This window comes from Allobosea thiooxidans, from assembly GCF_900168195.1.
Taxonomy (GTDB): Bacteria; Pseudomonadota; Alphaproteobacteria; order Rhizobiales; family Beijerinckiaceae; genus Allobosea; species Allobosea thiooxidans.
In genome coordinates this window covers 384,512-410,382 of sequence record NZ_FUYX01000003.1, presented here as the reverse complement: position 1 = coordinate 410,382, position 25,871 = coordinate 384,512, and the positions used below count along the sequence as shown (strand labels likewise).

Genomic DNA, 25,871 nt, shown 5'->3' with positions numbered 1-25,871 from the left:
GAAAAGGTGCGCCCGGGAACCCCTTTGCGTCAACAAAACGTTCTTTCAAAAGAACGATGTGTTTGGAAAAACTCCTTCACCCTGTGCGGTAGCCGTAGGAAATCCTGCTGCGAGCCTCATTTCGTCGGCTGCGCGGAAAGAATATTGTCGCTCGGGGACATGCCTCCGACGGTGGGTTCTTGCTTGTCGTTCTCTAAACAGAACGATGGCCTTGGCGCCCTCCGGGGTGCGGCCTGCCGCATGCCCATGCCGGCGCACGGATCGCGTGCCGATCCGCGGCCGGAGCGGTGGCGTCACCAGGGGCGGCGCGGGCCGGTGTCGATATGGATCAGGCCGTTCCAGTAGACGTGGTGGCCGCCGACCTCTGGCAGGCTGCGGGCCCATTCCAGCACCGCGCGCGGCCGTGTCCCCGGCACCCGGAAGTCCATCGCCTGGCAGCCCTTGTGATAGGAGCCGCGCCTGGCGCGCCATGGCGGTCGCCATGTCGAGGTCACCTTCACGGCGCCGTAGCGGTCGGCGATCTTGTTCAGGATCTGTTTGAGCTGGTCGGGCAGGCAGGCCGTCGAGGTCCCCGGATCGGTCGAGATGCCGGGTCGCTCGGCCTTCTCGTTCGGGTCGAAATCGGGCTCGGCGCCTGCCTTCTGGCCAGGCGTCAGCTTGGGCCATTCGGGTCCTTCGTCGTCATCGGGTTCGCCCGGAGGAGCAGGCGCTGTCGGTGCTTCGGCGGAAGCCGGGGCGTCCGACGATTCCCGCGACGCTTCCTGCACGGCTTCCTGGACCGCCTCCCGGGCGGTCTCCTTGGGGGCCGGCGGCACGATGATCGCCGGCAGCTTCGGCGTGCCCGCGAGGTCGAGGTCGAAGGGGCGCTGCGGCGGCAGCGGCGCGCGCATGGGTTCGCCCTCCTGGGCGAAGACCGGTGCGCTGCAGGTCAGGACGAGGATCGCGGGCGCGAGGCCGGCGCGCAGGCAGGCGAGACTCATCGCGCCGCGGGGGCTGCATGGCTTTCGGTTTTGGCGGCAGGGTGGGGCGATCGAAACATGGCAGGCCTTTTGGCAAATCGGAGGCGGGCCCGGCCGGAACGATTCGGCACGGAGAACGGATTGCTGCCGTCCCCGCGGGCTGGAATGACGCGTTTTCGACCGATTTCCGCCCCGGTATGCGGGGCGATGTCGAGACGCGGGGCAATTCTGCCGCATCCTGCGCTGCGTTCAACCCACTCGCGCGATTGTGCGGCGCGGCGGAGTCTTGCTTCATTCTAATCGAGGGTCTAAGCGACTGGGCAGCGAGCCGCCGCGCGGCCGTCTGAAGTGAGTTCGACCATGCAAGCTCTCCCGGTGCCGTCCCTTCTGAGCGATTACCTGCCGCTGGTGCTGTTCATCGGCGTCTCGGCGGTCATCGGCCTGGCCCTGCTGATCGCGCCCTTCGCGATCGCCTATTCGAAGCCGGATGCGGAAAAGCTCTCGGCCTATGAATGCGGCTTCAACGCCTTCGACGACGCGCGCATGAAGTTCGACGTCCGGTTCTATCTGGTCGCGATTCTCTTCATCATCTTCGATCTGGAGGTCGCGTTCCTGTTTCCCTGGGCCGTCGCCTTCGGTGGGCTCGGCTGGTATGGTTTTTGGTCGATGATGGTCTTCCTCGGCGTGCTGACCGTGGGCTTCGTCTACGAGTGGCGCAAGGGCGCGCTGGAGTGGGACTAACTGTCCGATCGCGAGGCGGCGCTCCGCTTCCTATCTGGCAGGGTTAAGGTTCACGAGGATTAGGTCATGGCAATCACAGCGATCGATCGCGGCGACCCGCTCGTCGCGCCGGCACCGCGGGGGCTTCTCGGCCCTGACGGCAAGCCGGTCGGCGCACGTGATCCGTTCTTCGTCGAGATCAACAACGAGCTGGCCGACAAGGGCTTTCTCGTCACCGCCACCGACGATCTGGTCAACTGGGCCCGCACCGGCTCGCTGATGTGGATGACCTTCGGTCTGGCCTGCTGCGCGGTCGAGATGATGCAGCTCTCGATGCCGCGTTACGACGTCGAGCGCTTCGGCTTCGCCCCGCGTGCCTCCCCGCGCCAATCCGACGTGATGATCGTGGCGGGCACGCTGACCAACAAGATGGCTCCCGCGCTCCGCAAGGTCTACGACCAGATGCCGGAGCCGCGCTACGTCATCTCGATGGGCTCCTGCGCCAATGGCGGCGGCTACTACCACTACAGCTATTCGGTGGTGCGCGGCTGCGACCGCATCGTCCCGATCGACATCTATGTCCCGGGCTGCCCCCCGACGGCCGAGGCGCTGCTCTACGGCGTCCTGCTGCTGCAGAAGAAGATCCGCCGCACCGGCACGATCGAGCGCTGAGCGCTCTTTCGGTCGATGCTGCAGGCGATGAAGGTGAGACGATGAGCGAAGCGCTCGTACAACTCGGCGAAGAGATCAAGGCCGCGCTGCCCGGCGCGGTGACGGAGGCGGTGGTCGCCTTCGAGGAGCTGACGATCCATGCCGAGGCGGCTTCGATCGTCGAGGTCCTGCGCACGCTCTACAGCGACCCGCGCTTCCGCTTCGTGAACTTCACCGACATCGCCGGCGCCGACTATCCCGGCCGCGAGAAGCGCTTCGACGTCGTCTACCACCTGCTGGCGCCGCACCATAACCGGCGCATCCGCGTGAAGGTGCAGGCCGACGAGGCCACGCCCGTTCCCTCCGTTGTCGACGTCTTCCCGGCGGCGAACTGGTTCGAGCGCGAGGCCTACGATTTCTACGGCGTCCTCTTCTCCGGCCATCCGGACCTGCGTCGCATCCTCACCGACTACGGTTTCGAGGGCTATCCGCTGCGCAAGGACTTCCCGCTCACCGGCTTCGTCGAGGTCCGCTACGACGACGAGCAGAAGCGCGTCGTCTACGAGCCGGTGAAGCTCAACCAGGAATTCCGCAACTTCGATTTCCTCTCGCCCTGGGAAGGCACGGACTACGTGCTCCCGGGCGACGAGAAGGCGACGGGAGCCTGACGCGATGGCGGCAGGCCACAAAGCTCTGTCCGGCGGCTGTCTCTGCGGCGCGGTCCGTTTCACGGCGACGCCGGAGAAGCTCGACATGGACGTCTGCCATTGCGGCATGTGCCGGAAATGGAGCGGCGGCGTCTTCATGGCCGTGCCCTGCGCCGGCGTGAGCGTCGAGGACGAGGCCCAGCTGGGCAGCTATGACTCGTCCGACTGGGCGAAGCGCCAGTTCTGCCGGACCTGCGGGACCAGCCTGTTCTGGCGCCTGCGCGAGGGCGACGGCCATGTCGCGGTGGCCTTCCAGGCCTTCGACGACCTGTCGTCCTTCACCTTCGCCGAAGAGATCTTCATCGACGAGAAGCCTGCCCTCTACGCCTTCGCTGGCGAGCGGCCGCGCAAGACGGGCGCGCAGGTGATCGCCGAATTCGCCGCGAAACAGGCGGGCTGAGCATGACCGAGCACAATATCCGCAACTTCTCGATCAATTTCGGCCCGCAGCATCCGGCGGCGCACGGCGTGCTGCGCCTCGTGCTGGAGCTGGACGGCGAGGTCGTCGAGCGCGTCGACCCGCATATCGGCCTGCTGCATCGCGGCACCGAGAAGCTGATCGAGGCCAAGACCTATCTCCAGGCCGTGCCCTATTTCGATCGGCTCGACTATGTCGCGCCGATGAACCAGGAGCATGCCTTCGCGCTCGCGGTCGAGCGCCTGGCCGGGGTGACCGTGCCGCGCCGCGGCCAGCTCATCCGCGTGCTCTATTCCGAGATCGGCCGCATCCTGTCCCACCTGCTCAACGTCACGACGCAGGCGATGGACGTCGGCGCGCTCACGCCTCCGCTCTGGGGCTTCGAGGAGCGCGAGAAGCTGATGATCTTCTACGAGCGGGCCTGCGGCGCGCGCATGCACGCGGCCTATGTCCGCCCCGGCGGCGTGCACCAGGACATTCCGGTCTCGCTGATCCATGACATCGCCGAGTGGTGCGACCCGTTCCTCAAGGTCTGCGACGACCTCGAAGGGCTGCTCAGCGACAACCGCATCTTCAAGCAGCGCAACGTCGATATCGGCGTGGTCGATCTCGAGACCTGCTGGAAATGGGGTTTTTCGGGCGTGATGGTGCGCGGCTCGGGCGCGCCCTGGGACCTGCGCAAGTCGCAGCCCTATGAGTGCTACGAGGAGATGGAATTCGACATCCCCGTCGGCAAGAACGGCGACTGCTTCGATCGCTACCACATCCGCATGGAAGAGATGCGCCAGTCGGTGCGCATCATGAAGCAGTGCTGCGCGAAGCTGCTGGCGGCGGATGGCGGCGGCCCGGTTTCCTCGCTCGACGGCAAGATGGTGCCGCCCAAGCGCGGCGAGATGAAGCGCTCGATGGAAGCGCTCATCCATCACTTCAAGCTCTACACCGAGGGCTACAAGGTGCCGGCCGGCGAGGTCTATGCCGCCGTCGAGGCGCCGAAGGGCGAGTTCGGCGTCTATCTGGTCTCCGACGGCACCAACAAGCCCTATCGCTGCAAGATCAAGGCCCCGGGCTTCGCCCATCTCCAGGCCATGGATTTCATGTGCCGCAAGCACATGCTCGCCGACGTCTCCGCGATCCTCGGCTCGCTGGACATCGTGTTCGGGGAGGTCGATCGGTGATTGCTGCTCCCGTCATGGCCGGCCTTGTGCCGACCATCCACGTCTTGAACGTGGCCGATGTTGCGAAGGCGTGGATGCTCGGGACAAGCCCGAGCATGACGTCGAGAGAGAACTGATATGTCCGTCCGTCGTCTCGCACCCGATCCGGTCCAGCCCGCTTCCTTCGCCTTCACCCCGGCGAACGAGAACTGGATCGACCAGCAGATCGCCAAGTACCCGCAGGGCCGCCAGGCCTCCGCCGTCATCCCGCTGCTGTGGAAGGCGCAGGAGCAGGAAGGCTGGGTCTCGCGCGCCGTGATCGAGACCGTCGCCAGGCGCCTCGGCATGGCGCCGATGCGGGTGATGGAGGTCGCGACCTTCTACACCATGTTCAACCTGCAGCCGGTGGGCGAGTATTTCGTCCAGCTCTGCGGCACGACGCCCTGCGCGCTGCGCGGCGCCGAGGCGCTGAAGAAGGTTTGCGAGGACGTCATCGGCCCGCAATCGACCGTCACCGCCGACGGCAAGCTCTCCTGGCTCGAGGTCGAGTGCCTCGGCGCCTGCTGCAACGCGCCGATGGCGCAGATCAATGTCGACTACTACGAGGATCTGACGCCGGATAACTTCCGCAAGCTCCTCGACGACCTGCGCAGCGGCCGCCCGACCAAGCCCGGCCCGCAGAACGGCCGCACCGGTTCCGAGCCGGAAGGCGGGCCGAACACGCTGACCGACAAGGCGCTCTACGACGGCTCCATGATCGGCGCCGGCGACTGGCAGAAGCGCGTCGCCGAGCAGCGCAAGGCCGCTGCCGAGGCCGCCGCCGCCAAGGCCGCCGCCGAGGCGGAAGCGAAGAAGGCCGCCGAGGCCGAAGCCAGCAAGGCCGAAGCCACTCCGGCCGCCGTCGCGGCCAAGCCCGCCAGCGAGACCGCCGCCGCCGGCCGCCCGAAGCCGTCAGAGCCGGCCCAGCCGTCGGGCGCTGCGAACGACACCCCGGCCGCCAAGGGCAAGGTCGAGGCGAAGGACGTCGCCGAGGCTGCCAAGCCCGCGACCGACGAGAGCAAGCCCGAGTTGCTGACCGCTGCGCGCGGCGGCAAGGGCGACGATCTCGAACTGATCTGGGGCGTCGGGCCGAAGCTGGCCAAGATGCTCAACGAGATGGGGATCTGGCACTACGACCAGATCGCCAAATGGACACCGGCGGAGCTCGCCTGGGTCGATGCGCGCCTGACCGGCTTCAAGGGCAGGGCGGAGCGCGACGACTGGATTGCTCAGTCGAAGAAGCTCGCGACGGGCTGGCGCCCGGAGTCGAAGCTTGGCGACAAGCCGGCAGAGTGAGGCACTAGGACATGCTCGCAGATCGCGACCGCATCTTCACCAACCTCTACGGCCTGCACGACCGCACCCTGAAGGGTGCGATCCAGCGCGGCCATTGGGACGGCACCAAGTTCCTGCTGGAGCAGGGGCGGGACTGGATCATCGACGAGATGAAGAAGTCCGGCCTGCGCGGCCGCGGCGGCGCCGGCTTCCCGACCGGCCTGAAATGGTCGTTCATGCCCAAGCAGAACGACGGGCGCCCGCATTATCTCGTCGTCAATGCCGACGAGTCGGAGCCCGGCACCTGCAAGGACCGCGAGATCATGCGCAACGACCCGCATACGCTGGTCGAGGGCTGCCTGATCGCCTCCTTCGCCATGGGTGCGCATGCGGCCTATATCTATATCCGCGGCGAATATGTCCGTGAGCGCGAGGCGCTGCAGCGCGCCGTCGACGAGGCCTATGCGGCCAAGCTCATCGGCAAGGACAACGTCCACGGCTATCCCTTTGATCTCTATGTGCATCACGGTGCCGGCGCCTATATCTGCGGCGAGGAGACGGCGCTGCTGGAGAGCCTCGAGGGCAAGAAGGGCATGCCGCGGCTGAAGCCGCCTTTCCCGGCGAATGTCGGCCTCTATGGCTGCCCGACCACGGTGAACAACGTCGAGTCGATCGCGGTCGCCCCGACCATCCTGCGCCGCGGCGCCGCCTGGTTCTCCTCGATCGGCAACCCGAACAATGTCGGCACCAAGCTCTTCTGCGTCTCCGGGCATGTGAACAAGCCCTGCAACGTCGAAGAGGCGATGGGCATCACCTTCCGCGAGCTGATCGACCGCCATTGCGGCGGCATCCGCGGCGGTTGGGACAACCTCAAGGCCGTGATCCCCGGCGGCTCCTCGGTGCGCATGGTGCCGGCCGAGCAGATCATCGACACGCCGATGGATTTCGACTCGCTCTCGAAGCTGCGCTCGGGCCTCGGCACGGCGGCGGTGATCGTGATGGACAAGTCGACCGACATCGTCCGCGCCATCGCCCGCATCAGCCATTTCTACAAGCATGAGAGCTGCGGCCAGTGCACGCCTTGCCGTGAGGGCACGGGCTGGATGTGGCGCGTCATGGAGCGCATGGCCGAGGGCCGCGCCCAGAAGCGCGAGATCGACATGCTGCTCGACGTCACCAAGCAGATCGAAGGCCACACCATCTGCGCGCTCGGCGACGCCGCCGCCTGGCCGATCCAGGGCCTGATCGCGCATTTCCGGCACGAGATCGAGCAGCGCATCGACGACTATGCCGCCAACCCGCACAGCGAGCCTGTGCGCCTGATGGCGGCGGAGTGAGACCATGACGAAACTCCTCATCGACGGCGTCGAGGTCGACGTCCCGGCCGAGTACACCGTCCTCCAGGCCTGTGAGGCGGCCGGCGCCGAGGTGCCGCGCTTCTGCTTCCACGAGCGCCTCTCGATCGCCGGCAACTGCCGCATGTGCCTCGTCGAGGTGAAGGGCGGCCCGCCGAAGCCGCAGGCCTCCTGCGCCATCGGCGTGCGCGACCTGCGCCCCGGCCCGAACGGCGAACCGCCAGTCGTTCTGACCAAGTCGCCGATGGTCAAGAAGGCCCGCGAAGGGGTGATGGAGTTCCTGCTCATCAACCACCCGCTGGACTGCCCGATCTGCGACCAGGGCGGCGAGTGCGACCTGCAGGACCAGGCCATGGCCTATGGCGTGGACACCTCCCGCTTCGCCGAGAACAAGCGCGCGGTCGAGGACAAGTATATCGGCCCGCTGGTCAAGACCTCGATGACGCGCTGCATCCAGTGCACGCGCTGCGTCCGCTTCACCACCGAGGTCGCCGGCGCCTCCGACCTCGGCGCCATCGGCCGCGGCGAGGACATGGAGATCACGACCTATCTCGAACAGGCGATGTCGTCGGAGCTGCAGGGCAATGTCGTCGATCTCTGCCCGGTCGGCGCGCTGACCTCGAAGCCCTACCAGAACAAGGCCCGCCCCTGGGAGCTCTCCAAGACCGAGAGCATCGACGTGATGGATGCGGTCGGCTCGGCCATCCGCGTCGACTCGCGCGGCAAGGAAGTGATGCGCATCCTGCCTCGTCTCAACGAGGCGGTGAACGAGGAGTGGATCTCCGACAAGACCCGCCATGTCGCCGACGGCCTCAAGACCCAGCGCCTCGACCGGCCCTATATCCGCGAGAACGGGCGCCTGCGCCCGGCGAGCTGGAACGAGGCCTTCGCCGCCATCGCCGCCAAGGTGAAGGCGACCAGCCCTGAGAAGATCGGCGCCATCGCCGGCGATCTCGCGGCGGTCGAGGAGATGTTCGCGCTCAAGGCGCTCATCGCCTCGCTCGGCTCGACCCATCTCGACGCGCGCCAGGACGGCACGAAACTGCATCCGAAGTTCGGCCGCGCCTCCTATGTCCTCAACGCCGGCATTGCCGGCATCGAGGACGCGACCTCGCTGCTGATCATCGGCTCCAATCCGCGCCGCGAGGCGCCGATCCTGAACGCCCGCATCCGCAAGCGCTGGCTGCGCGGCGACTTCAAGATCAGCGTCATCGGCGAGAAGGCCGACCTGACCTATTCCTACGATTATCTCGGCGCCGGCCCGGAGACTCTGGCCGATGTCGTCAAGTCGGCGGCCGCTGCCGGCGGCAAGCCGATGGTGCTGGTCGGGCAGGGCGCTCTCGCCCGCGCCGACGGCGAGGCCGTGCTCTCGCTCGCCGCCAAGGCGGCGCAGGCGCTGGGCGCGATCGGTGAGGAATGGAACGGCTTCGGCGTGATCCATACCGCTGCCGCCCGCGTCGGCGCGCTCGATCTCGGCTTCGTGCCGGGCGAGGGGGGCCTCGATGCCGCGGCTATGGCCCAGCCGGGCGCGCTCGACGTGCTCTTCCTGCTCGGCGCCGACGAGATCGAGGTGCCGGAAGGTGCCTTCGTGGTCTATCAGGGCACGCATGGCGACCGTGGCGCGCACCGCGCCGACGTCATCCTGCCGGGTGCGGCCTATACCGAGAAATCGGGCACCTATGTGAACACCGAGGGCCGCGTGCAGATGGCCGATCGCGCCACCTTCCCGCCGGGCGATGCCCGCGAGGACTGGGCGATCCTGCGGGCCCTCTCGGCCGCGCTCGGCAAGACGCTGCCCTTCGACTCGCTGTCGGGCCTGCGCCGGGTGCTCTACGAGGCGCATCCGCATTTCGCCGCGCTCGACGGCCTGTCGGCCAACGACACGGCCGGGTTCGGCGGGCTCGCAGGCCTCGGCGGCAAGACCGACAAGGCGGGCTTCGTCTCGACCGTGAGCGACTTCTATCAGACCAACCCGATCGCGCGCGCCTCCGCCGTGATGGCGGAATGCTCGGCGCTGGCCTCCGGCCGGCACCAGCAGGCGGCGGAGTAAGCGGCCATGAACTGGGACCTCGTCCTCGATATCGCGATCATCCTGGGCAAGAGCCTGCTGCTGCTGGTCTGCCTGCTGGTCTTCATCGCCTATATCCTGCTCGCCGACCGCAAGGTCTGGGCGGCGGTGCAGCTGCGCCGCGGCCCGAACGTCGTCGGACCCTGGGGCCTGTTCCAGAGCTTCGCGGACCTGATGAAGTTCGCGTTCAAGGAGCCGATCATCCCGTCCGGCGCCAACAAGGGCATCTTCCTGCTGGCGCCCTTCATCTCCTGCCTCTTGGCGCTCGGCGCCTGGGCGGTGATCCCGGTGGCGGAAGGCTGGGCGATCGCCGACATCAATGTCGGCATCCTCTACATCCTCGCGATCTCCTCGCTCGGCGTCTACGGCATCATCATGGCCGGCTGGGCCTCGAACTCGAAATATCCGTTCATGAGCGCGCTGCGCTCGGCGGCGCAGATGGTCTCCTACGAGGTCTCGATCGGCTTCGTCATCATCACCGTGCTGCTCTGCGTCGGCTCGCTGAACCTCTCGGCGATCGTCGAGGCGCAGCAGAATCGCGGCCTCGCCCATGCGCTCGGCGTGCCGTGGCTCAGCTTCCTGAACTGGTACTTCCTGCCGCTCTTCCCGATGTTTGTCGTCTTTTTCGTCTCGGCGCTGGCCGAGACGAACCGGCCGCCCTTCGATCTGGCCGAGGCGGAATCGGAACTCGTGGCGGGCTTCATGGTCGAGTATTCTTCGACCCCGTACCTGCTCTTCATGCTCGGCGAATACGTGGCGATCATGACCATGTGCTCGCTGACGACGATCCTGTTCCTCGGCGGCTGGGCGCCTCCGGTCGCGTTGCCGCCCTTCACCTGGCTGCCCGGCGTGTTCTGGTTCGCGCTCAAGGTCTGCCTGGTGTTCTTCATGTTCGCGCTGGTGAAGGCCTTCGTGCCGCGCTACCGCTACGACCAGTTGATGCGCCTGGGCTGGAAGGTCTTCCTGCCGCTCTCGATCGCCTGCGTCGTCATCGTGGCGCTGGTGCTGCAGCTGACGGGCTGGGGCCCGGTCGGCGGATGAGTTTGGCGGGCCCGCTCGGTGCCGTGATCGGCTTCGCGCTGGGCCTGCTGGAATACCGGCTGATGTCGGCCGTGGTGATCGGGGCGCTGAGGCGCACGGATCGCTCGCAGACCGCAGCCGAGAAGGACGATTACGAGCGCCGCATCCGCATCCTGCGGGCGGTGCTGGTTGTGATGACGATCGGCCTCATGCCGGTCCTGGGTTTCGTGATCGGCCGGACGTTGTTCGGCTGAGGATGGAAGGACGAAGGCGATGTCACTCGCGCAAGCCGCAAGGGGCCTGCTGCTGAAGGAGTTCGTCGGGGCAATCGGCCTGTCGATGCGCTACTTCTTCAAGCCGAAGGCGACGCTGAACTATCCGTTCGAGAAGGGCCAGCTCTCGCCGCGCTTCCGTGGCGAGCACGCGCTGCGCCGCTATCCGAACGGCGAGGAGCGCTGCATCGCGTGCAAGCTCTGCGAGGCGATCTGCCCGGCGCAGGCCATCACCATCGAGGCCGGCCCGCGCCGCAACGACGGCACGCGCCGCACCACCCGCTACGACATCGACATGACGAAGTGCATCTATTGCGGCTTCTGCCAGGAGGCTTGCCCGGTCGATGCCATCGTCGAGGGGCCGAATTTCGAGTTCGCGACCGAGACCCGCGAGGAGCTGTTCTACGACAAGGACAAGCTGCTCGCGAACGGCGCGCGCTGGGAACGCGAGATCGCGCGCAACATCGCGATGGACGCGCCCTATCGGTGAGACCAGTTGCCGTCATGCTCGGGCTTGCCCCGAGCATCTCTTCGACCAGAGCCCTCTGGTCCTGAGGTTCCCGGGCCTGCGCTTCGCTCCGCCCGAGAATGACGCCCTCCGAATGAGACCAGACCCGCCGTGCGGTTGTCCCGCCCGGCGGGCCTGATTATAGACGCTCCAAATTGTCCCGGACCTTTTGAGTCCCGGGGCACGAACCAAACGAGGACCGCGCCGAAAAGGGGCGGGAAGGGCTGGCCGAGATGAATGCCGCAGCGGCTTTCTTCTATCTCTTCGCAGGCATCACCGTGGCGTCCGCCTTCATGGTGGTGACCTCGCGCAATCCCGTGCATTCGGTGCTGTTCCTGATCCTGACCTTCGTCAACGCGGCCGGGCTCTTCGTGCTGCTCGGCGCCGAGTTCCTCGCGATGCTGCTGGTCGTGGTCTATGTCGGCGCGGTCGCGGTGCTCTTCCTCTTCGTGGTGATGATGCTCGACGTCGACTTCGCCGAGTTCCGCCAGGGCTTCCTGAACTACCTGCCGATCGGCGCGCTGATCGGCTTCATCTTCGCGGTAGAGCTGCTGCTGGTCGTCGGCACCTGGGTCATCGATCCGCAGCTGGTCAAGGCGCCTGTCGCGGCGATTCCCGCGAATATCTCGAACACCGAGGCGCTCGGCCGCGTGCTCTACACGCAGTATGTCTACTACTTCCAGGCGGCCGGCCTCGTGCTGCTCGTCGCGATGATCGGTGCCATCGTGCTCACGCTGCGCGAGCGGAAGGGCATCAAGCGCCAGCACGTCCCGACCCAGAACGCCCGCACCAGGGACGCGGCGATGGAGGTCAAGCAGGTGCCCTCGCGCGCCGGCGTTCCCGAGGAGATGGCATGATGATGATCGGACTGGGCCACTATCTCGCGGTCAGCGCCATCCTGTTCACGCTCGGCGTGCTCGGCATCTTCATCAACCGCAAGAACGTCATCGTCATCCTGATGTCGATCGAGCTCATCCTGCTCTCGGTCAACATCAACTTCGTCGCCTTCTCGAGCTTCCTGAACGACATCGTCGGCCAGGTCTTCGCGCTGCTCGTGCTCACGGTGGCGGCGGCCGAGGCCGCGATCGGCCTCGCCATCCTCGTCGTCTACTTCCGCAACCGCGGCACCATCGCGGTGGAAGACATCAACATGATGAAAGGCTGAGCGCACCCGAGCGCCTGGACCTCACGACCATGTATCACGCGATCGTCTTCCTCCCCCTGATCGGCTTCCTGATCGCCGGCCTTCTCGGCCGACTGATCGGCGCGCGCGGCTCCGAGATCGTCACGACCTCGCTGCTCTTCGTCTCCGCCGTCCTCTCCTGGATCGCCCTGGCGCAGGTCGGCTTCGGCTCCGGCACCACGCGCATCCAGGTCGCGAACTGGATCTCCTCGGGCCAGCTCCAGGCCGACTGGGCCTTCCGGATCGACACGCTGACCGCGGTGATGCTGGTCGTCGTCAACACCGTCTCGTCGCTCGTGCACCTCTACTCGATCGGCTACATGCACGAGGATCCGCACCGGCCGCGCTTCTTCGCCTATCTGTCGCTCTTCACCTTCGCGATGCTGATGCTGGTGACGGCCGACAACCTCGTCCAGATGTTCTTCGGCTGGGAAGGCGTCGGCCTTGCTTCCTATCTGCTGATCGGCTTCTGGTACCAGAAGCCCTCGGCCAATGCCGCGGCGATCAAGGCCTTCGTGGTCAACCGCGTCGGCGATTTCGGCTTCCTGCTCGGCATCTTCCTGATCTTCGTCCTGTTCGGCGCCGTCACCTTCGACGCGATCTTCCCGCGCGCCGGCGAGTTCGTGAACACCAGCTTCCGCTTCCTCGGCTATGACTGGAACGCGCTGACGCTGACCTGCCTGCTGCTCTTCATGGGCGCCATGGGCAAGTCCGCGCAGTTCCTGCTGCACACCTGGCTGCCGGACGCCATGGAAGGCCCGACCCCGGTCTCGGCCCTCATCCATGCGGCGACCATGGTCACCGCCGGCGTCTTCATGGTGGCGCGTCTGTCGCCCGTCTTCGAATACGCCCCCGTCGCGCTGACGGTGGTGGTCGTCGTCGGCGCCACGACGGCCTTCTTCGCCGCCACGGTCGGCCTGGTGCAGAACGACATCAAGCGCGTCATCGCCTATTCGACCTGCTCGCAGCTCGGCTACATGTTCGTCGCGCTCGGCGTCGGCAACTACGGCGCCGGCATCTTCCACCTCTTCACCCACGCCTTCTTCAAGGCGCTGCTCTTCTTGGGCGCCGGCTCGGTCATCCACGCGATGCATCACGAGCAGGACATGCGCCATATGGGCGGCCTCAGGAAGCACATCCCGCTGACCGCGGCGGCGATGACGATCGGCACGCTGGCGCTGACCGGCGTCGGCATCCCCGGCACGATCTTCGGCTTCGCCGGCTTCTTCTCGAAGGACGCCATCATCGAGAGCGCCTACGCCTCGGTGGCGACCGGCGGCTTCGCCAGCTCCTACGCCTTCGTGCTGCTGGTGGTCGCGGCCTGCATGACCTCGTTCTATTCCTGGCGGCTCTACTTCATGACCTTCGAGGGCACGCCGCGCTGGGGCCACGGCCATGCTCACCAAGGCCATGACGACCATGCGCACGCCGCCCATGCTCACGATGATCACGGCCACGACGACCACGGCCATGACCACACCCCGCATGAGAGTCCCTGGACGATGCTGCTGCCTCTCGTCCTGCTCTCGATCGGCGCGATCGCGGCCGGCTTCGCCTTCAAGGAGGCGTTCATCGGCCACGACTTCGAGCATTTCTGGAAGTCGGCCCTGTTCATGGGCAAGGACAATCACATCCTCCATGCCATGCATGAGGTCCCGAAATGGGTGATCCTGTCGCCCTTCGTGGCGATGGTGATCGGCTTCCTGCTCGCCTACTGGATGTATGTCCGCCGGCCGGACATTCCTGGCAGGCTCGCGGCTGCGAACCCGGCGCTGTACCGGTTCCTGCTCAACAAGTGGTACTTCGACGAGCTCTACGACTTCCTGTTCGTGCGCCCGGCGAAGTGGCTCGGCCGCTTCCTCTGGAAGAAGGGCGATGGCCTGATCATCGACGGCTTCGGGCCGGATGGCGTCTCGGCCCGCGTGGTCGACGTGACCAACCGGGTGGTCCGGCTGCAGACCGGCTATCTCTATCACTATGCCTTCGCCATGCTGATCGGCGTCGCTGGGCTGGTGACCTGGTATCTTGTGACCCGCGGGTGAGATGATGTCCTTCGGTTTCGGTATCCTCACCGGTCTTCTGGTTCTGCCGCTGGTCGGCGCCGCCTTCATCCTGGTTCAGCGCGGCGACGAGGCTTCGGTCAGCTCCAACGCCCGCTGGGTGGCGCTGGTCACGACGCTGCTGACCTTCGCGCTCGCCTGCGTCGCCTGGGGCCGGTTCGACACGTCCAATCCCGGCTTCCAGCTGGTCGAGACCCATGGCTGGGTCTCGGACGCGATCAGGTTCAAGCTCGGCGTCGACGGCTTCTCCTTCCCCTTCATCGTGCTGACGGCCTTCCTGATGCCGTTCTGCATCCTCGCCTCCTGGACCTCGGTCGAGAAGCGGGTGCGCGAGTACATGGTCGCCTTCCTCGTGCTCGAGACGCTGATGATCGGCGTCTTCGCGGCGCTCGACCTCGTGCTGTTCTATGTGTTCTTCGAGGCCGGCCTGATCCCGATGTTCCTGATCATCGGCATCTGGGGCGGCAAGCGGCGCGTCTACGCCTCCTACAAGTTCTTCCTCTACACGCTGCTCGGCTCGGTGCTGATGCTGCTGGCGGTGATGGCGATGTACTGGAACGCCGGCACCACCGACATTCCGACGCTGCTGGCGCACAAGTTCCCGTCGGGCATGCAGAAGTGGCTCTGGATTGCCTTCTTCGCCTCCTTCGCGGTGAAGATGCCGATGTGGCCGGTCCATACCTGGCTGCCCGACGCGCACGTCGAGGCGCCGACCGCCGGCTCGGTCATCCTCGCGGCGATCCTGCTGAAGATGGGCGGCTACGGTTTCATCCGCTTCTCGATCCCGATGTTCCCGGAGGCCTCGGCCTATTTCGCGCCGCTGGTCTTCGCGCTCTCGGTCATCGCCATCGTCTACACCTCGCTGGTGGCGCTGATGCAGGAGGACATCAAGAAGCTGATCGCCTACTCCTCGGTGGCGCATATGGGCTTCGTCACCATGGGCCTCTTCACCCTGACGCCGCAGGGCATCCAGGGCGCGATGTTCCAGATGATGAGCCACGGCCTCGTCTCCGGCGCGCTCTTCCTCTGTGTCGGCGTGATCTACGACCGCATGCACACCCGCGAGATCGCCGCCTATGGCGGCCTGGTGAACCGCATGCCGCTCTATGCGGTGGTGTTCATGGTTTTCACCATGGCCAATGTCGGCCTTCCCGGCACCGCGGGCTTCGTCGGCGAGTTCCTGACGCTGCTTGGCGCCTTCCGCGCCAATCCCTGGGTCGCCTTCCTGGCCACCTCCGGCGTCATCCTCTCGGCGGGCTATGCGCTCTGGCTCTACCGCCGGGTCGTCTTCGGCGAGCTGGTCAAGCCCGAGCTCAAGGACATCAAGGACCTGAACGGCCGTGAGATCGCGATCCTGGTCCCGCTCGTCCTGCTGACGATCTGGTACGGCGTCCAGCCGCACACGATCCTCGACGCCTTCGCGGCGCCGACCGAGGCGCTCATCAAGAACTATCAGGCTGCGCTCGCCGTCGCGAAGACGGCGGTGGCGGCCGCGCAGTAAGGTCTCGTCATGGCTCTGCCCGCTCTCGGCCCGGCCCTGCCGGAAATCATCCTCGCCATCGGCGCCATCGTGATGGTGCTGATCGGCGCGATCCAGGGCGAGCGCGCCACGCGCCTGCTCGAAGGCCTCGCCTTGGCGCTGCTCGCGGTTGCCCTGGCGGTCGTCGTCTCGGCCGGCGGCAAGCTGCTGACCTTCAACGACGGCTTCATCGTCGACGGCTTCGCCCGCTTCATGAAGGTGCTGACTCTGCTCGGCGCCGGCGCGGCCATCCTGCTCTCGGCGGAGACGCTGCGCCGCGACGGCGCGATGCGCTTCGAGTTCCCGATCCTGGTCGTGCTCGCCACCATCGGCATGATGATGATGATCTCGGCCAATGATCTCATCGGCCTCTATGTCGGCCTCGAGCTGCAGTCGCTGGCGCTCTATGTCGTCGCCGCCTTCGACCGTGACAACGCCAGGTCGACGGAAGCCGGCCTGAAGTATTTCGTGCTCGGCGCGCTCTCCTCCGGCATGCTGCTCTATGGCGGCTCGCTGGTCTATGGCTTCACCGGCACCGTCACCTTCACCGGCATCGCCGCGGCGACCCAGGGCGGCCATGCCGGCATCGGCCTGATCTTCGGCATCGTCTTCATCGCCGCCGGCGTCGCCTTCAAGATCTCGGCCGTGCCGTTCCATATGTGGACGCCGGACGTCTACGAGGGCGCTCCGACCCCGGTCGCCGCCTTCTTCGCCTCGGCGCCGAAGATGGCCGCCATGGCGATGGTGATCCGCGTCTTCGTCGGAGCCTTCCCGGGCGCGATCCACGAGTGGCGCCAGATCATCGTCTTCATCTCGATCGCCTCGATGGCGCTCGGCGCCTTCGCCGCGATCGGCCAGCGCAACATCAAGCGCCTGCTCGCCTATTCCTCGATCGCGAACATGGGCTACGCGCTGGTCGGCCTCGCCGCCGGCACTCCCGACGGCGTGCGCGGCGTGATGACCTATATGGCGATCTATCTCGCCACGACGCTGGCTGCCTTCGCCTGCGTGCTGATGATGCGCCGCGACGGCAAGCTGGTCGAGGACATCTCGGAGCTCGCCGGCCTGTCCCGCACCAATGGCTGGATGGCGTTTGCGATGTCGATGATGATGTTCTCGCTCGCCGGCATCCCGCCGCTCGCCGGCTTCTGGGCGAAGTGGTACGTCTTCAGCGCCGCGATCGACGCCAAGCTCTACGTGCTGGCCGTCGTCGGCGTGCTCACCAGCGTGGTTGGCGCCTACTACTATCTGCGCCTGGTCAAGGTGATGTATTTCGACGAGCCGAAGCCGGCCTTCGAGGCCGCGGATTACGGCGTGCGCACCGTCCTGCTGCTCTCGACCATCTTCGTGCTGGCGCTCTCGTTCCTGCCGGCGCCGCTCTTCGATGCGGCCGAGGCGGCGGCGAAGTCGCTGTTCTAAGTGGAAGGCTGCGAGCATCGCCCTTTCCGTCATGGTCGGGCTTGTCCCGACCATCCACGTCTTCGCTGGTCGAAGCTCGTGTTCAAGATGTGGATGCTCGCCGCAGGGGCGAGCATGACAGCGTGGGCCAATTGCCATGCTCGGTGACGTTGCCCGCGCTGCCGGCTATCGGCTGATCATCCGCGACGAGGTCGGCTCCACCATGGAGGAGGCCCGTCGCGCACTCGATCAGGGCGAGCCGGGCAAGCTCTGGATCGTCGCCCGCAGCCAGAATGCGGGCAGGGGTCGGCACGGCCGGCAATGGGGCTCGCCGCCCGGCAATCTCTACGCCAGCCTGCTGCTGACGGACCCCTGCGAGCCGGCGCTGGCGCCCCAGCTTGGATTCGTCGTGGGTTTGGCCCTGCACGATGCCGCCGCCAGACTCCTCGGCCCGGTCGCGTCGGAACTGAAGCTGAAATGGCCGAACGACCTGCTGCTCGGCCGCGCCAAGACCTCGGGCCTGCTGCTTGAGGGCGACAGCCGGGCAGGGCGGCTCAACGTCATCGTCGGCTGCGGCGTCAACATCGCCTCCTGCCCCTCCGACACGCCTTACCCTGCGACCTTCCTCAAGGCCACCGCGCCGCAAGCCAGCGTCGAGGCGATGCTGGAAGGGCTGAGCGACGCCTTGGCCCGGCGCTTCGCAATCTGGTCCCAGCCGGGCGGCTTCGGACCGACACGCGCCGCCTGGCTCGAACGCGCCGCCTTCCTCGGCGAGACCATCACCATCCGCCTGCCGGAAGGGCCGCTGACCGGCCGCTTCGCCGGCCTCGACGCCTCGGGGCGCCTGGAGCTCGACGCTGAAACCGGCCGCCGCGTGATCGATGCCGGGGATCTCTTCTTCGGCCCTCCTCCTCAGAGCTGAACCCGTCAGTCCAGGGCTGAAACCGTCATTGCGAGCGCAGCGAAGCAGGCCAGGGGGACTGGGGCGAAACTCTCACCCGGTTCCCCTGGATAGTTTCGACGCTTCGCTCCTCGCAATGACGGAAGGGTTACTGCCGGCGGATGGATCGGCACGCCCTATGGAGACGCACCGCTCGGCATGTTAGGGCTGCAACGCCTGCCGACCATCAAGGACTTCCCGTGACTCGCTCCTCCGACCAGCTCGTTTTCGTTCCCCTCGGTGGCCTCGGCGAGATCGGCATGAACGCCGCTCTCTACGGCTTCGGACCCGAGGGGAGACGCAAATGGATCCTGGTCGATTGCGGCCTGTCCTTCGCCGGGCCCGAGGCTCCGGGCGTCGACATCGTCCTGCCGGATCTGCGCTACATCATCGAGGAGCGGGCAAACCTCCTCGGCATCGTCATCACCCACGCCCATGAGGACCATATCGGCGCGCTCGCCGCGCTCTGGCCGGCCCTGCGCGCGCCGGTCTATTGCACGCGCTTCGCCGCCGGGCTCCTCGCCACCCGCCGCCTCTCCGAGCCGGGGGCTCCCAATGTCGAGATCAATGTCGTGGCGCAGGGCGGGCGCATCACGCTCGGCCCCTTCGACATCGAATATGTGCCGGTCGCGCATTCGATCCCCGAATCGAACGCGCTCGCCATCCGTACCCCGGCGGGCCTCGTCGTCCATACCGGCGACTGGAAGATCGATCCGACCCCGCGCGTCGGCCTGCCGACCGACGAGAAGCGCTTGCGCGAGCTCGGCGAGGAGGGCGTGCTGGCGCTGGTCTGCGATTCGACCAACGTCATGCGCGACGGCATCAGCCCGAGCGAGGCCGATGTCGCCGCCAAGCTCAAGGAACTCGTGGCTTCCGCGCCGGGCCGCGTCGCCGTCACCACCTTCGCCTCGAATGTCGCGCGCCTGCGGGCGGTCGCCGAGGCCGCGATGGCTGCCGATCGCGAGGTCGTGGTCGTCGGCCGGGCGATGGATCGCGTCATCGATGTCGCCCGCGAATGCGGCTATCTCGACGGCATCCCGGCCTTCAGGCCGGTCGACGCCTATGGCTACCTGCCACGCGACAAGGTCGTGGCGCTGCTGACCGGCAGCCAGGGCGAGCCGCGCGCCGCGCTGTCGCGCATCGCTGCCGACGACCATCCCGAGATCGCGCTCTCGCCCGGCGACCGCGTGATCTTCTCGTCGCGCACCATCCCGGGCAACGAGAAGTCGGTCGGCAACATCCTGAACGCGCTCGCCCGCGACAATATCGAGATCATCACGGACCGGACCCATTTGGTCCATGTCTCCGGCCACCCCCGCCGCGAGGAGCTGGCCCGCCTCTATGGCTGGCTGAAGCCGCAGATCGCGATCCCCGCCCATGGCGAGGACCTGCATCTCGCCGAGCATGAGAGCTTCGCCCGCAGCCTCGGCGTGAAGCATGTCCTGCGTGCCGGCAACGGCGACGTCGTCGCGATCGCGGGCGAGGGCGCCCGCAAGGTCGACGAAGCCCCGCATGGTCGGCTCTACCAGGACGGTTCGTTGCTGGTGAATGCGCTGGAGAAGACGGTGCAGGAACGCCGCCGGCTCTCCTTCGCCGGCATCGTCTCGATCGCCGTCGCGATCGACGACAAGGGCGGCATCGCCGGCGAGCCCGAGATCGCGGTGCTCGGCCTGCCGCCGCGCACCCGCGACGGCACCGAGTTCGACGAATATGTCGCCGATACCGTCTCCGATCTGCTCGACGGCATTCCCAAGGCGCGCCGCCGCGATCCGGAGGCCCTGCGCAATGCGCTCGAGCGCGGCGTGCGCAGCGCCGTCAACGAGGAGTGGGGCAAGAAGCCGCTGGTGCATGCGCTGGTGGTCGAGGTGTAGAACGGCCTGCAGCCCGCGCTGGAGAAGACGAAGATGATCGGACGCCTGAACCATGTCGCCATCGCGGTGAAGGATCTCGCCGCCTCGACGGCGCTCTACCGCGACACGCTCGGCGCGCGCGTCTCGCAGCCGCAGCCGGAGCCGGAGCATGGCGTCACCGTCGTCTTCGTCGAATTGCCCAACACCAAGATCGAATTGCTCGAGCCGCTCGGCGCCGATTCGCCGATCGCGAAATTCCTCGAACGCAATCCGGATGGCGGCATCCACCATATCTGCTACGAGGTCGACGACATCCTGGCGGCGCGCGACCGGCTGAAGCAGCAGGGCGCCCGCGTCCTCGGCTCGGGCGAGCCGCGCATCGGCGCCCATGGCAAGCCGGTGCTGTTCCTCCACCCCAAAGATTTCCTCGGCACTCTGGTCGAGCTCGAGCAGGCCTGACGACGATGACGGATATCGCTTTCCTCGGGCAGCCCGAGCCCGGATCCACGCGCCCCTTCAGTGCAGCCACGATCGCTGGCGGGCTGGTCTTCGTCTCCGGCCATTCGGCGCCGCACGACCCGGCGCGCGGCATCCATCGCGGCGAGACGCCGGCCCAGGAGGTGCGCAACGCCCTCGGCCGCGTCGCCGAAATCCTGGCCGAGGCCGGCAGCGGGCTCGACCAGGTCGTCCAGATGACGATGCTGATCACCGACCCGGCCGACTATGCCGCCTGCAACGCCGAATATGTGAAGCATTTCCCGAACGGGCTGCCAGCCCGTCATACGGCGCGCTTCGGCGTGCCGACCGAGGCGCGGGTGGCGTTCTCCTGCATCGCGCTCGCGGGGAGGGACGCATGAACATCGTCGGCGGCCTCGCCCTTTACTTCGTGATCTGGTGGATCACGCTCTTCGCCGTGTTGCCCTTCGGCATCCGCAGCCAGCATGAGACCGGCGAGGTCATCGAGGGCACCGAGCCGGGCGCGCCTGTCCTGCCGGGATTGCTGAAGAAGGCGGCGATCACCTCCGTCATCGCCGCGGTGATCTTCGCCGGCGTCTGGTATGTCTGGGTGACCTACGACATCTGAGGGCGGCGCGCCCGGAGGCTGCCGGGCATCGCGCCGCATGCCTCTTGGCGCCGCATGCCTCTTGGGAACGCCGGAGTATCGCCGGGCGACCGGCCAAGAAAAAAGGCAAGGCGGACGCCTTGCCTTGGTAGTCGCTTTTTTGAGCCCTGCACCGGCGCACATCTCGAAGCGTGCGACTCACATGCGGGCGGGCGTTTGTTCCTCCCGAGACCTGGTCCGCAGCGCTTCGACTGGCAAAGCGCTCCCAGCGCGGTCAGGACTAGCCGATTGTGACGGCTCTGTCATCCGTTTAGGCAGTAGCAGCCTCGAATTTTTGCAAGATGAGACTCCGCTGCACTTGTGAGGTGCAGCAGCGGCAACCGGCACGGCCCGAACGCCTTGTTCCGGTCAAAGGATAGAGCTATCGACCGGCATCCGCCGGGATCGCCGGCGGCCATGGAGATCTTCATGCTGCGCAGCTCGCTCGCCGCCCTTGCCGTTGTCGCTTCGCTCGGTGCCGCCCAGGCCCAGAGCCCGAAGCCCGACCCGGAGAACACCGTCATCCTCGAGACCAAGGACGGCCCGGTCACGATCCGCCTGCGGCCGGACCTGGCGCCCAAGCATGTCGCGCAGATCAAGACGCTGGTGAAGCGCGGTTTCTATGACGGCATCGTCTTCCACCGCGTCATCGACGGCTTCATGGCCCAGACGGGCGATCCGACCGGTACCGGCACCGGCAAGTCCGACCTGCCGAACCTGCCCGCCGAGTTCTCCCAGACGCCCTACAAGGTCGGCTCCGTCGGCATGGCGCGTTCGGCCTCGCCGGATTCGGCCAATTCGCAGTTCTTCATCTGCTATGAGGGCTGCGGTTCGTTGACCGGCCAGTACACGCTGTTCGGCGAGGTCGTCTCCGGCATGGACGCCGCCCGCAAGATCAAGAAGGGGGCCAGCGCCAATAACGGCCAGGTCAGCAATCCCGACAAGATCGTCCGCATGCGGATGGCTTCCGACGCCAAGTGAGCCGGGCCGGGGAGGGCCGGGACATGTTGCGCACGGCCCTCGTCGCCAGCTTCGCCGCCCTGGCCCTCGCCGGCGGCGGCGCCTTTGCTCAGGATACCCGCGACCTCGGCCTGCCGCCGCCCTCCGGCTCGCAGAACCCGGTCCTGCCGCCGCCCTCCGGCTTCCAGTACCCGGTGCTGCCGCCGGAAACCGGCCAGCGCTACAACCCCGGCATCGGCGGGCCATGGGGCGGCAACAACGATATTCCCGGCATGGATCAGCGGCGGGTCGACCCGTCGCATGTGCTGCGGCGCAGCGGCGAGATCGGCCTCATCGGCGATATCTCGCCGGAAACGCCGCGGGAGGACGAGCAGGCCGTCGACAGGCTGGCCGATATCGCGCCGGCCCTGCGCCGCTGCTGGACTCCGCCGCCGCTGCCGGGCGATCTCACGGGTGCGATGGCCTCGGTCCGTTTCAGCCTGCGCCGCGACGGCAGCCTGTTCGGCCAGCCGCGCGTGACCTGGGAAACGCGGCGCGGCGATGCCGAGTTTCAGAAGCGCTTCGGCGATTCCGCCGTCGCCGCGGTGCGCTCCTGCACGCCTATGAGGTTGTCGAAGGGCCTCGGAGCGGGTATCGCGGGGCGACCCTTCACCATAAGGTTCCACGGCCGCGTGCCGCCTAACGAAAGGCAGAGCTGATGTCGCTCGATCCCGAAAACACCATCGTGATGGAAACCACCAAGGGCCGCGTGGTCATCAAGTTGCGCCCCGACCTCGCCCCCGGCCATGTCGAGCGCATCAAGCTGCTGGCGCGCGAAGGCTTCTATGACGGCATCGTCTTCCACCGCGTCATCGACGGCTTCATGGCCCAGGTCGGCTGTCCGCACGGCACCGGCACCGGCGGTTCGAGCTATCCGGACCTGAAGCAGGAGTTCAACGCCGAGCCGCATGTCCGCGGCATCTGCTCCATGGCCCGCGCCCAGAACCCGAACTCGGCCAACAGCCAGTTCTTCATCGTCTTCGACGACGCCCGCTTCCTCGACAAGCAGTACACCGTCTGGGGCGAGGTCGTCGAAGGCATGGACAACGTCGACAAGATCAAGCGCGGCGAGCCGGTGCGCGATCCCGACTCGATCGTCTCGATGAAGGTGATGGCCGACGCGGCCTGAGGACTTCGCTCAAGGCGAGCCCTCGTCCTGAGGAGCCGCGCTTGCGCGGCGTCTCGAAGGACGGTTCCAGCGAGCGCTGGAACATCCTTCGAGACACGAGCTCAGCTCGTTCCTCGGGATGAGGGCTCGCTGTTTTTTGAAGAGTTTCGCAATGGATGTCGGTCTCTTCGATTTTGACCTGCCCGAGGAGCGCATCGCGCTGAGGCCGGTGAGCCCGCGCGACGCGGCGCGGCTGCTCGTGGTGCGCCCCGATGCGCCCGAGCCGCTGGAGGACCGCGGCGTCCGCGATCTCGTCTCGCTGCTCCAGCCGGGCGATGCGCTTGTTCTGAACGATACGCGCGTGATCCCGTCGCGCCTGCGCGGCCGGCGCTATCGCGGCGAGGACTCGGCCCGCATCGAGATCATGCTGCACAAGCGCGAGAGCGAGGATCGCTGGCTCGCCTTCGCCCGGCCGGCCAAGAAGCTCTTGCTCGGCGAGACCGTGGTCTTCGACTCGGAAGGCGCCAGCAACGCCTGCGAGCTCGGTCGCCTGCAGGCCGAAGTCATCGGCAAGAGCGAGGGCGGCGAGGTCGAGCTGCGCTTCAGCCTGACCAGCGCCTATCTCGACGAGGCGATCGCGCGGCTCGGCGAGCTGCCCCTGCCGCCCTATATCGCCGGCAAGCGCCCGACCGACAGCGCCGACGCCACCGATTATCAGACGAACTTCGCCCGCAAGGACGGCGCCGTCGCGGCACCGACCGCAGGGCTGCACTTCACGCCGGAGCTGCTGGCGGCGCTGGAGGCTCGCGGCGTCTCTCGCCATTTCGTCACGCTGCATGTCGGCGCCGGCACCTTCCTGCCCGTGAAGGCGGAGGACACCGACGCCCATCGCATGCATGCCGAATGGGGCACGGTCTCGGCCGAGACGGCGGCGGCGCTCAATGCGGTGAAGGCTGCGGGCGGGCGGATCGTCTGCGTCGGCACCACCTCGCTGCGTCTGATCGAGAGCGCGGCGGCGGAGGACGGCACGATCCGGCCCTTCTCGGGCGATACCGCGATCTTCATCACGCCGGGCTATCGCTTCAAGGCGGTCGACCTGCTGGTGACGAATTTCCATCTGCCGCGCTCGACGCTGTTCATGCTCGTCTCCGCCTTCTGCGGACTCGACGTGATGAAACGGGCCTATGCCCATGCGATCGCAGCGAATTACCGCTTCTATTCCTACGGCGACGGCAGCCTGCTGTTCAGGGCAGGCTGACATCCACCCGCCGTCATGCTCGGGCTTGACCCGAGCATCTTAGGACCAGCGGGATGCCGGAGCCCCTTTCTGCAGGAGATTCTCGGGTCTGCGCTTCGCTTCGCCCGAGAATGACGCTCTCCCGCCTTCGATTCCGGTTCGATCCTCACGAAGCGCCCCGGAATGGCAGTTGGTTCCGCGCTAATCGCAGATCACTTCGCCGGCAGCGGCGGCACGCCCTTCTGCCATTCCGCCCAGTTGGCGGTGATGTGATCGACGACCCGCGAGCCGACGGCCTCGATATTGGCGACGGTTTCGGCGAAGCCGCCCGCGGTTTGGCCGGGCGCCGGATCAAGATGCTGCAGCGTCGTCTCGTTCGGGTTGCCCTGGTCGAAATTCACCGCGCCGCGCAGGCTCAGGACCCGGTCGGTGCCGAACTGCCGCTTGATCACCAGCGTGATCGCGGCCGCCTCCATCTCGGTGATGACATAGTCGTCGGCGCCGTAGAGCTTGGCCATGTACTGGGCCTCCTTCGACAGGCCCGGCCCGTGGAAGAAGGTGTCGCCGGTCATATGCGTGCCGACCGTCACGGAAGGCGCGGCCTGCGCGCGCTTGTCCGGGTAGCGCATGCGGTACTGCCTGGCGGAATCCGAATCCTGCAGGTTGGTGCCGGAACCGAGCTTCACCGCCCAGTTCACCAGCGCCGGGTTGAGCTGGAAGACGCGATAGCTCTCATAGCCCTTGCGCGGCATGAAGACGGGCTCGCCCGGCTTGCCTTCCTCCGGCGCCCAGCGATGGCCGAGATCGTAGTCGACCAGCCAGCTGCCCCAGGAGACGTCGCCTATCGTGCCGCGCGAGGGCGGGGTGCCGGCGACGCCGCTGAGCACGAAATAGGCCTGGGAGAAATCATAGGCCGGGTCGAGCAGGATCGCCTGCATCGAGGAGGAGGAGTTGACCTTGCCCATGCCGAGCACGGCGCCGCAGACGCCGTCGTCGTTGCAATAGATCGGCTTCAGCGCGCCCTTCACCGCATGCGGCTGGCTCGTCTTCCAGTAGCGCTCGTACCAGTGCTGGAATTCGCCCGCCCGGTCGCCGGTATTCTCGCCGATCTCGAACATCGCGCCGATGAAGACCTTCACCTTGGTCGGCTCGGCCGCCGCGACGGGAAGTGCCAGCGCGGCGGAAGCGCAGGCGGCGAGGCTGAGAGCGACGCGGCCGCTCCGTTTGGCAGTGATCTGAAACATTGGGTTCTCCGCGGCCGCAGATTGCGATGGCCGTCCGGTTCTGGCGGAGCAAGGGCTGTGCCGCTTCTGCCATGGCGCGGGGGCG

At 66.9% G+C, this 25,871-nt stretch carries 27 protein-coding genes; 25 read left to right on the top strand and 2 right to left on the bottom strand.

Annotated features, from left to right (window positions below):
• Positions 1-293: 293 nt before the first annotated feature.
• The gene (locus B5Y19_RS07800; protein WP_055727477.1) at positions 294-980 is read right to left on the bottom strand and encodes a YcbK family protein; all 687 of its coding nucleotides are present in this window, start codon (positions 978-980) and stop codon (positions 294-296) included.
• Between the two features lie 354 nt (positions 981-1,334).
• On the opposite strand from B5Y19_RS07800, the gene B5Y19_RS07795 reads away from it, so the two are divergent.
• From B5Y19_RS07795 to queA, 25 genes are all read left to right on the top strand, one after another.
• Entirely contained in the window at positions 1,335-1,700 is a 366-nt protein-coding gene (locus B5Y19_RS07795) for an NADH-quinone oxidoreductase subunit A (protein ID WP_139384311.1), read from the top strand.
• Positions 1,701-1,766: 66 nt separating this feature from the next.
• Positions 1,767-2,351: a NuoB/complex I 20 kDa subunit family protein gene (locus tag B5Y19_RS07790; RefSeq protein WP_055727479.1), complete on the top strand. Its 585-nt coding sequence runs from the start codon at positions 1,767-1,769 to the stop codon at positions 2,349-2,351.
• Between the two features lie 41 nt (positions 2,352-2,392).
• Entirely contained in the window at positions 2,393-2,998 is a 606-nt protein-coding gene (locus B5Y19_RS07785) for an NADH-quinone oxidoreductase subunit C (RefSeq protein ID WP_055727480.1), read from the top strand.
• 4 nt (positions 2,999-3,002) lie between these two features.
• Entirely contained in the window at positions 3,003-3,437 is a 435-nt protein-coding gene (locus tag B5Y19_RS07780; RefSeq protein ID WP_055727481.1) for a GFA family protein, read from the top strand.
• Between the two features lie 2 nt (positions 3,438-3,439).
• Complete coding sequence (locus B5Y19_RS07775) at positions 3,440-4,630, top strand: NADH-quinone oxidoreductase subunit D (protein ID WP_079591300.1); 1,191 nt, start codon at positions 3,440-3,442, stop codon at positions 4,628-4,630.
• Positions 4,631-4,747: 117 nt separating this feature from the next.
• Complete coding sequence (nuoE, locus tag B5Y19_RS07770) at positions 4,748-5,944, top strand: NADH-quinone oxidoreductase subunit NuoE (protein WP_055727483.1); 1,197 nt, start codon at positions 4,748-4,750, stop codon at positions 5,942-5,944.
• A gap of 11 nt (positions 5,945-5,955) precedes the next feature.
• Positions 5,956-7,260 carry an NADH-quinone oxidoreductase subunit NuoF gene (gene nuoF, locus B5Y19_RS07765; protein WP_055727484.1) on the top strand — a complete coding sequence of 435 codons (1,305 nt, stop codon included), beginning with the start codon at positions 5,956-5,958 and terminating at the stop codon, positions 7,258-7,260.
• A 4-nt stretch (positions 7,261-7,264) separates the two neighbouring features.
• Positions 7,265-9,328, top strand: a complete 2,064-nt coding sequence (gene nuoG, locus B5Y19_RS07760; protein WP_055727485.1) for an NADH-quinone oxidoreductase subunit NuoG — start codon at positions 7,265-7,267, stop codon at positions 9,326-9,328.
• Positions 9,329-9,334: 6 nt separating this feature from the next.
• A complete protein-coding gene (nuoH, locus tag B5Y19_RS07755; protein ID WP_055727486.1) occupies positions 9,335-10,387 on the top strand; it encodes an NADH-quinone oxidoreductase subunit NuoH in 1,053 nt (350 codons plus the stop codon).
• Complete coding sequence (locus tag B5Y19_RS07750; RefSeq protein ID WP_139384296.1) at positions 10,384-10,620, top strand: hypothetical protein; 237 nt, start codon at positions 10,384-10,386, stop codon at positions 10,618-10,620. Before nuoH ends, B5Y19_RS07750 begins: the two co-directional genes overlap by 4 nt.
• A gap of 19 nt (positions 10,621-10,639) precedes the next feature.
• A complete protein-coding gene (gene nuoI, locus B5Y19_RS07745; RefSeq protein ID WP_038367698.1) occupies positions 10,640-11,128 on the top strand; it encodes an NADH-quinone oxidoreductase subunit NuoI in 489 nt (162 codons plus the stop codon).
• Between the two features lie 251 nt (positions 11,129-11,379).
• Entirely contained in the window at positions 11,380-12,003 is a 624-nt protein-coding gene (locus B5Y19_RS07740) for an NADH-quinone oxidoreductase subunit J (RefSeq protein WP_055727488.1), read from the top strand.
• Positions 12,003-12,311 carry an NADH-quinone oxidoreductase subunit NuoK gene (gene nuoK / locus B5Y19_RS07735; protein ID WP_055727546.1) on the top strand — a complete coding sequence of 103 codons (309 nt, stop codon included), beginning with the start codon at positions 12,003-12,005 and terminating at the stop codon, positions 12,309-12,311. The genes B5Y19_RS07740 and nuoK overlap by 1 nt, the downstream gene beginning before the upstream one ends.
• Positions 12,312-12,340: 29 nt before the next feature.
• The gene (gene nuoL / locus B5Y19_RS07730) at positions 12,341-14,371 is read left to right on the top strand and encodes an NADH-quinone oxidoreductase subunit L (RefSeq protein WP_079591299.1); all 2,031 of its coding nucleotides are present in this window, start codon (positions 12,341-12,343) and stop codon (positions 14,369-14,371) included.
• 4 nt (positions 14,372-14,375) lie between these two features.
• Positions 14,376-15,890: an NADH-quinone oxidoreductase subunit M gene (locus tag B5Y19_RS07725; RefSeq protein WP_055727490.1), complete on the top strand. Its 1,515-nt coding sequence runs from the start codon at positions 14,376-14,378 to the stop codon at positions 15,888-15,890.
• A 9-nt stretch (positions 15,891-15,899) separates the two neighbouring features.
• Positions 15,900-17,327 (top strand): NADH-quinone oxidoreductase subunit NuoN, encoded by a 1,428-nt coding sequence (gene nuoN, locus B5Y19_RS07720; RefSeq protein ID WP_055727491.1) that lies wholly within the window; start codon positions 15,900-15,902, stop codon positions 17,325-17,327.
• 136 nt (positions 17,328-17,463) lie between these two features.
• Positions 17,464-18,228 (top strand): biotin--[acetyl-CoA-carboxylase] ligase, encoded by a 765-nt coding sequence (locus B5Y19_RS07715; protein WP_055727492.1) that lies wholly within the window; start codon positions 17,464-17,466, stop codon positions 18,226-18,228.
• Between the two features lie 218 nt (positions 18,229-18,446).
• On the top strand, positions 18,447-20,117 hold the full coding sequence (locus B5Y19_RS07710) for a ribonuclease J (protein ID WP_055727493.1): 1,671 nt from the start codon (positions 18,447-18,449) through the stop codon (positions 20,115-20,117).
• Between the two features lie 33 nt (positions 20,118-20,150).
• On the top strand, positions 20,151-20,555 hold the full coding sequence (gene mce, locus B5Y19_RS07705) for a methylmalonyl-CoA epimerase (RefSeq protein ID WP_055727494.1): 405 nt from the start codon (positions 20,151-20,153) through the stop codon (positions 20,553-20,555).
• A 5-nt stretch (positions 20,556-20,560) separates the two neighbouring features.
• Positions 20,561-20,953, top strand: coding sequence for a RidA family protein (locus B5Y19_RS07700; protein WP_055727495.1), 393 nt, complete (start codon positions 20,561-20,563; stop codon positions 20,951-20,953).
• Complete coding sequence (locus B5Y19_RS07695) at positions 20,950-21,180, top strand: DUF1467 family protein (RefSeq protein WP_055727496.1); 231 nt, start codon at positions 20,950-20,952, stop codon at positions 21,178-21,180. The genes B5Y19_RS07700 and B5Y19_RS07695 overlap by 4 nt, the downstream gene beginning before the upstream one ends.
• A 447-nt stretch (positions 21,181-21,627) precedes the next feature.
• Positions 21,628-22,179 (top strand): peptidylprolyl isomerase, encoded by a 552-nt coding sequence (locus B5Y19_RS07690; RefSeq protein ID WP_055727547.1) that lies wholly within the window; start codon positions 21,628-21,630, stop codon positions 22,177-22,179.
• A gap of 23 nt (positions 22,180-22,202) precedes the next feature.
• On the top strand, positions 22,203-22,856 hold the full coding sequence (locus B5Y19_RS07685) for a cell envelope integrity protein TolA (RefSeq protein WP_055727497.1): 654 nt from the start codon (positions 22,203-22,205) through the stop codon (positions 22,854-22,856).
• The gene (locus B5Y19_RS07680) at positions 22,856-23,326 is read left to right on the top strand and encodes a peptidylprolyl isomerase (protein WP_055727498.1); all 471 of its coding nucleotides are present in this window, start codon (positions 22,856-22,858) and stop codon (positions 23,324-23,326) included. Before B5Y19_RS07685 ends, B5Y19_RS07680 begins: the two co-directional genes overlap by 1 nt.
• 151 nt (positions 23,327-23,477) lie before the next feature.
• Complete coding sequence (gene queA / locus B5Y19_RS07675; RefSeq protein ID WP_055727499.1) at positions 23,478-24,563, top strand: tRNA preQ1(34) S-adenosylmethionine ribosyltransferase-isomerase QueA; 1,086 nt, start codon at positions 23,478-23,480, stop codon at positions 24,561-24,563.
• 191 nt (positions 24,564-24,754) lie between these two features.
• Here queA and B5Y19_RS07670 read toward each other — a convergent pair whose 3' ends face one another.
• The gene (locus B5Y19_RS07670) at positions 24,755-25,786 is read right to left on the bottom strand and encodes a purine-nucleoside phosphorylase (protein WP_055727500.1); all 1,032 of its coding nucleotides are present in this window, start codon (positions 25,784-25,786) and stop codon (positions 24,755-24,757) included.
• Positions 25,787-25,871 lie beyond the last annotated feature (85 nt).

Excerpts from the sequence above, each read along its gene's own strand:
- B5Y19_RS07800 (WP_055727477.1), bottom strand. The coding sequence starts at position 980 with ATGAGTCTCGCCTGCCTGCGCGCCGGCCTCGCGCCCGCGATCCTCGTC.
- B5Y19_RS07790 (WP_055727479.1), top strand. The coding sequence starts at position 1,767 with ATGGCAATCACAGCGATCGATCGCGGCGACCCGCTCGTCGCGCCGGCA.
- B5Y19_RS07785 (WP_055727480.1), top strand. The coding sequence starts at position 2,393 with ATGAGCGAAGCGCTCGTACAACTCGGCGAAGAGATCAAGGCCGCGCTG.
- B5Y19_RS07780 (WP_055727481.1), top strand. The coding sequence starts at position 3,003 with ATGGCGGCAGGCCACAAAGCTCTGTCCGGCGGCTGTCTCTGCGGCGCG.
- B5Y19_RS07775 (WP_079591300.1), top strand. The coding sequence starts at position 3,440 with ATGACCGAGCACAATATCCGCAACTTCTCGATCAATTTCGGCCCGCAG.
- nuoE (WP_055727483.1), top strand. The coding sequence starts at position 4,748 with ATGTCCGTCCGTCGTCTCGCACCCGATCCGGTCCAGCCCGCTTCCTTC.
- nuoF (WP_055727484.1), top strand. The coding sequence starts at position 5,956 with ATGCTCGCAGATCGCGACCGCATCTTCACCAACCTCTACGGCCTGCAC.
- nuoG (WP_055727485.1), top strand. The coding sequence starts at position 7,265 with ATGACGAAACTCCTCATCGACGGCGTCGAGGTCGACGTCCCGGCCGAG.
- nuoH (WP_055727486.1), top strand. The coding sequence starts at position 9,335 with ATGAACTGGGACCTCGTCCTCGATATCGCGATCATCCTGGGCAAGAGC.
- B5Y19_RS07750 (WP_139384296.1), top strand. The coding sequence starts at position 10,384 with ATGAGTTTGGCGGGCCCGCTCGGTGCCGTGATCGGCTTCGCGCTGGGC.
- nuoI (WP_038367698.1), top strand. The coding sequence starts at position 10,640 with ATGTCACTCGCGCAAGCCGCAAGGGGCCTGCTGCTGAAGGAGTTCGTC.
- B5Y19_RS07740 (WP_055727488.1), top strand. The coding sequence starts at position 11,380 with ATGAATGCCGCAGCGGCTTTCTTCTATCTCTTCGCAGGCATCACCGTG.
- nuoK (WP_055727546.1), top strand. The coding sequence starts at position 12,003 with ATGATGATCGGACTGGGCCACTATCTCGCGGTCAGCGCCATCCTGTTC.
- nuoL (WP_079591299.1), top strand. The coding sequence starts at position 12,341 with ATGTATCACGCGATCGTCTTCCTCCCCCTGATCGGCTTCCTGATCGCC.
- B5Y19_RS07725 (WP_055727490.1), top strand. The coding sequence starts at position 14,376 with ATGTCCTTCGGTTTCGGTATCCTCACCGGTCTTCTGGTTCTGCCGCTG.
- nuoN (WP_055727491.1), top strand. The coding sequence starts at position 15,900 with ATGGCTCTGCCCGCTCTCGGCCCGGCCCTGCCGGAAATCATCCTCGCC.
- B5Y19_RS07715 (WP_055727492.1), top strand. The coding sequence starts at position 17,464 with ATGCTCGGTGACGTTGCCCGCGCTGCCGGCTATCGGCTGATCATCCGC.
- mce (WP_055727494.1), top strand. The coding sequence starts at position 20,151 with ATGATCGGACGCCTGAACCATGTCGCCATCGCGGTGAAGGATCTCGCC.
- B5Y19_RS07700 (WP_055727495.1), top strand. The coding sequence starts at position 20,561 with ATGACGGATATCGCTTTCCTCGGGCAGCCCGAGCCCGGATCCACGCGC.
- B5Y19_RS07695 (WP_055727496.1), top strand. The coding sequence starts at position 20,950 with ATGAACATCGTCGGCGGCCTCGCCCTTTACTTCGTGATCTGGTGGATC.
- B5Y19_RS07690 (WP_055727547.1), top strand. The coding sequence starts at position 21,628 with ATGCTGCGCAGCTCGCTCGCCGCCCTTGCCGTTGTCGCTTCGCTCGGT.
- B5Y19_RS07685 (WP_055727497.1), top strand. The coding sequence starts at position 22,203 with ATGTTGCGCACGGCCCTCGTCGCCAGCTTCGCCGCCCTGGCCCTCGCC.
- B5Y19_RS07680 (WP_055727498.1), top strand. The coding sequence starts at position 22,856 with ATGTCGCTCGATCCCGAAAACACCATCGTGATGGAAACCACCAAGGGC.
- queA (WP_055727499.1), top strand. The coding sequence starts at position 23,478 with ATGGATGTCGGTCTCTTCGATTTTGACCTGCCCGAGGAGCGCATCGCG.
- B5Y19_RS07670 (WP_055727500.1), bottom strand. The coding sequence starts at position 25,786 with ATGTTTCAGATCACTGCCAAACGGAGCGGCCGCGTCGCTCTCAGCCTC.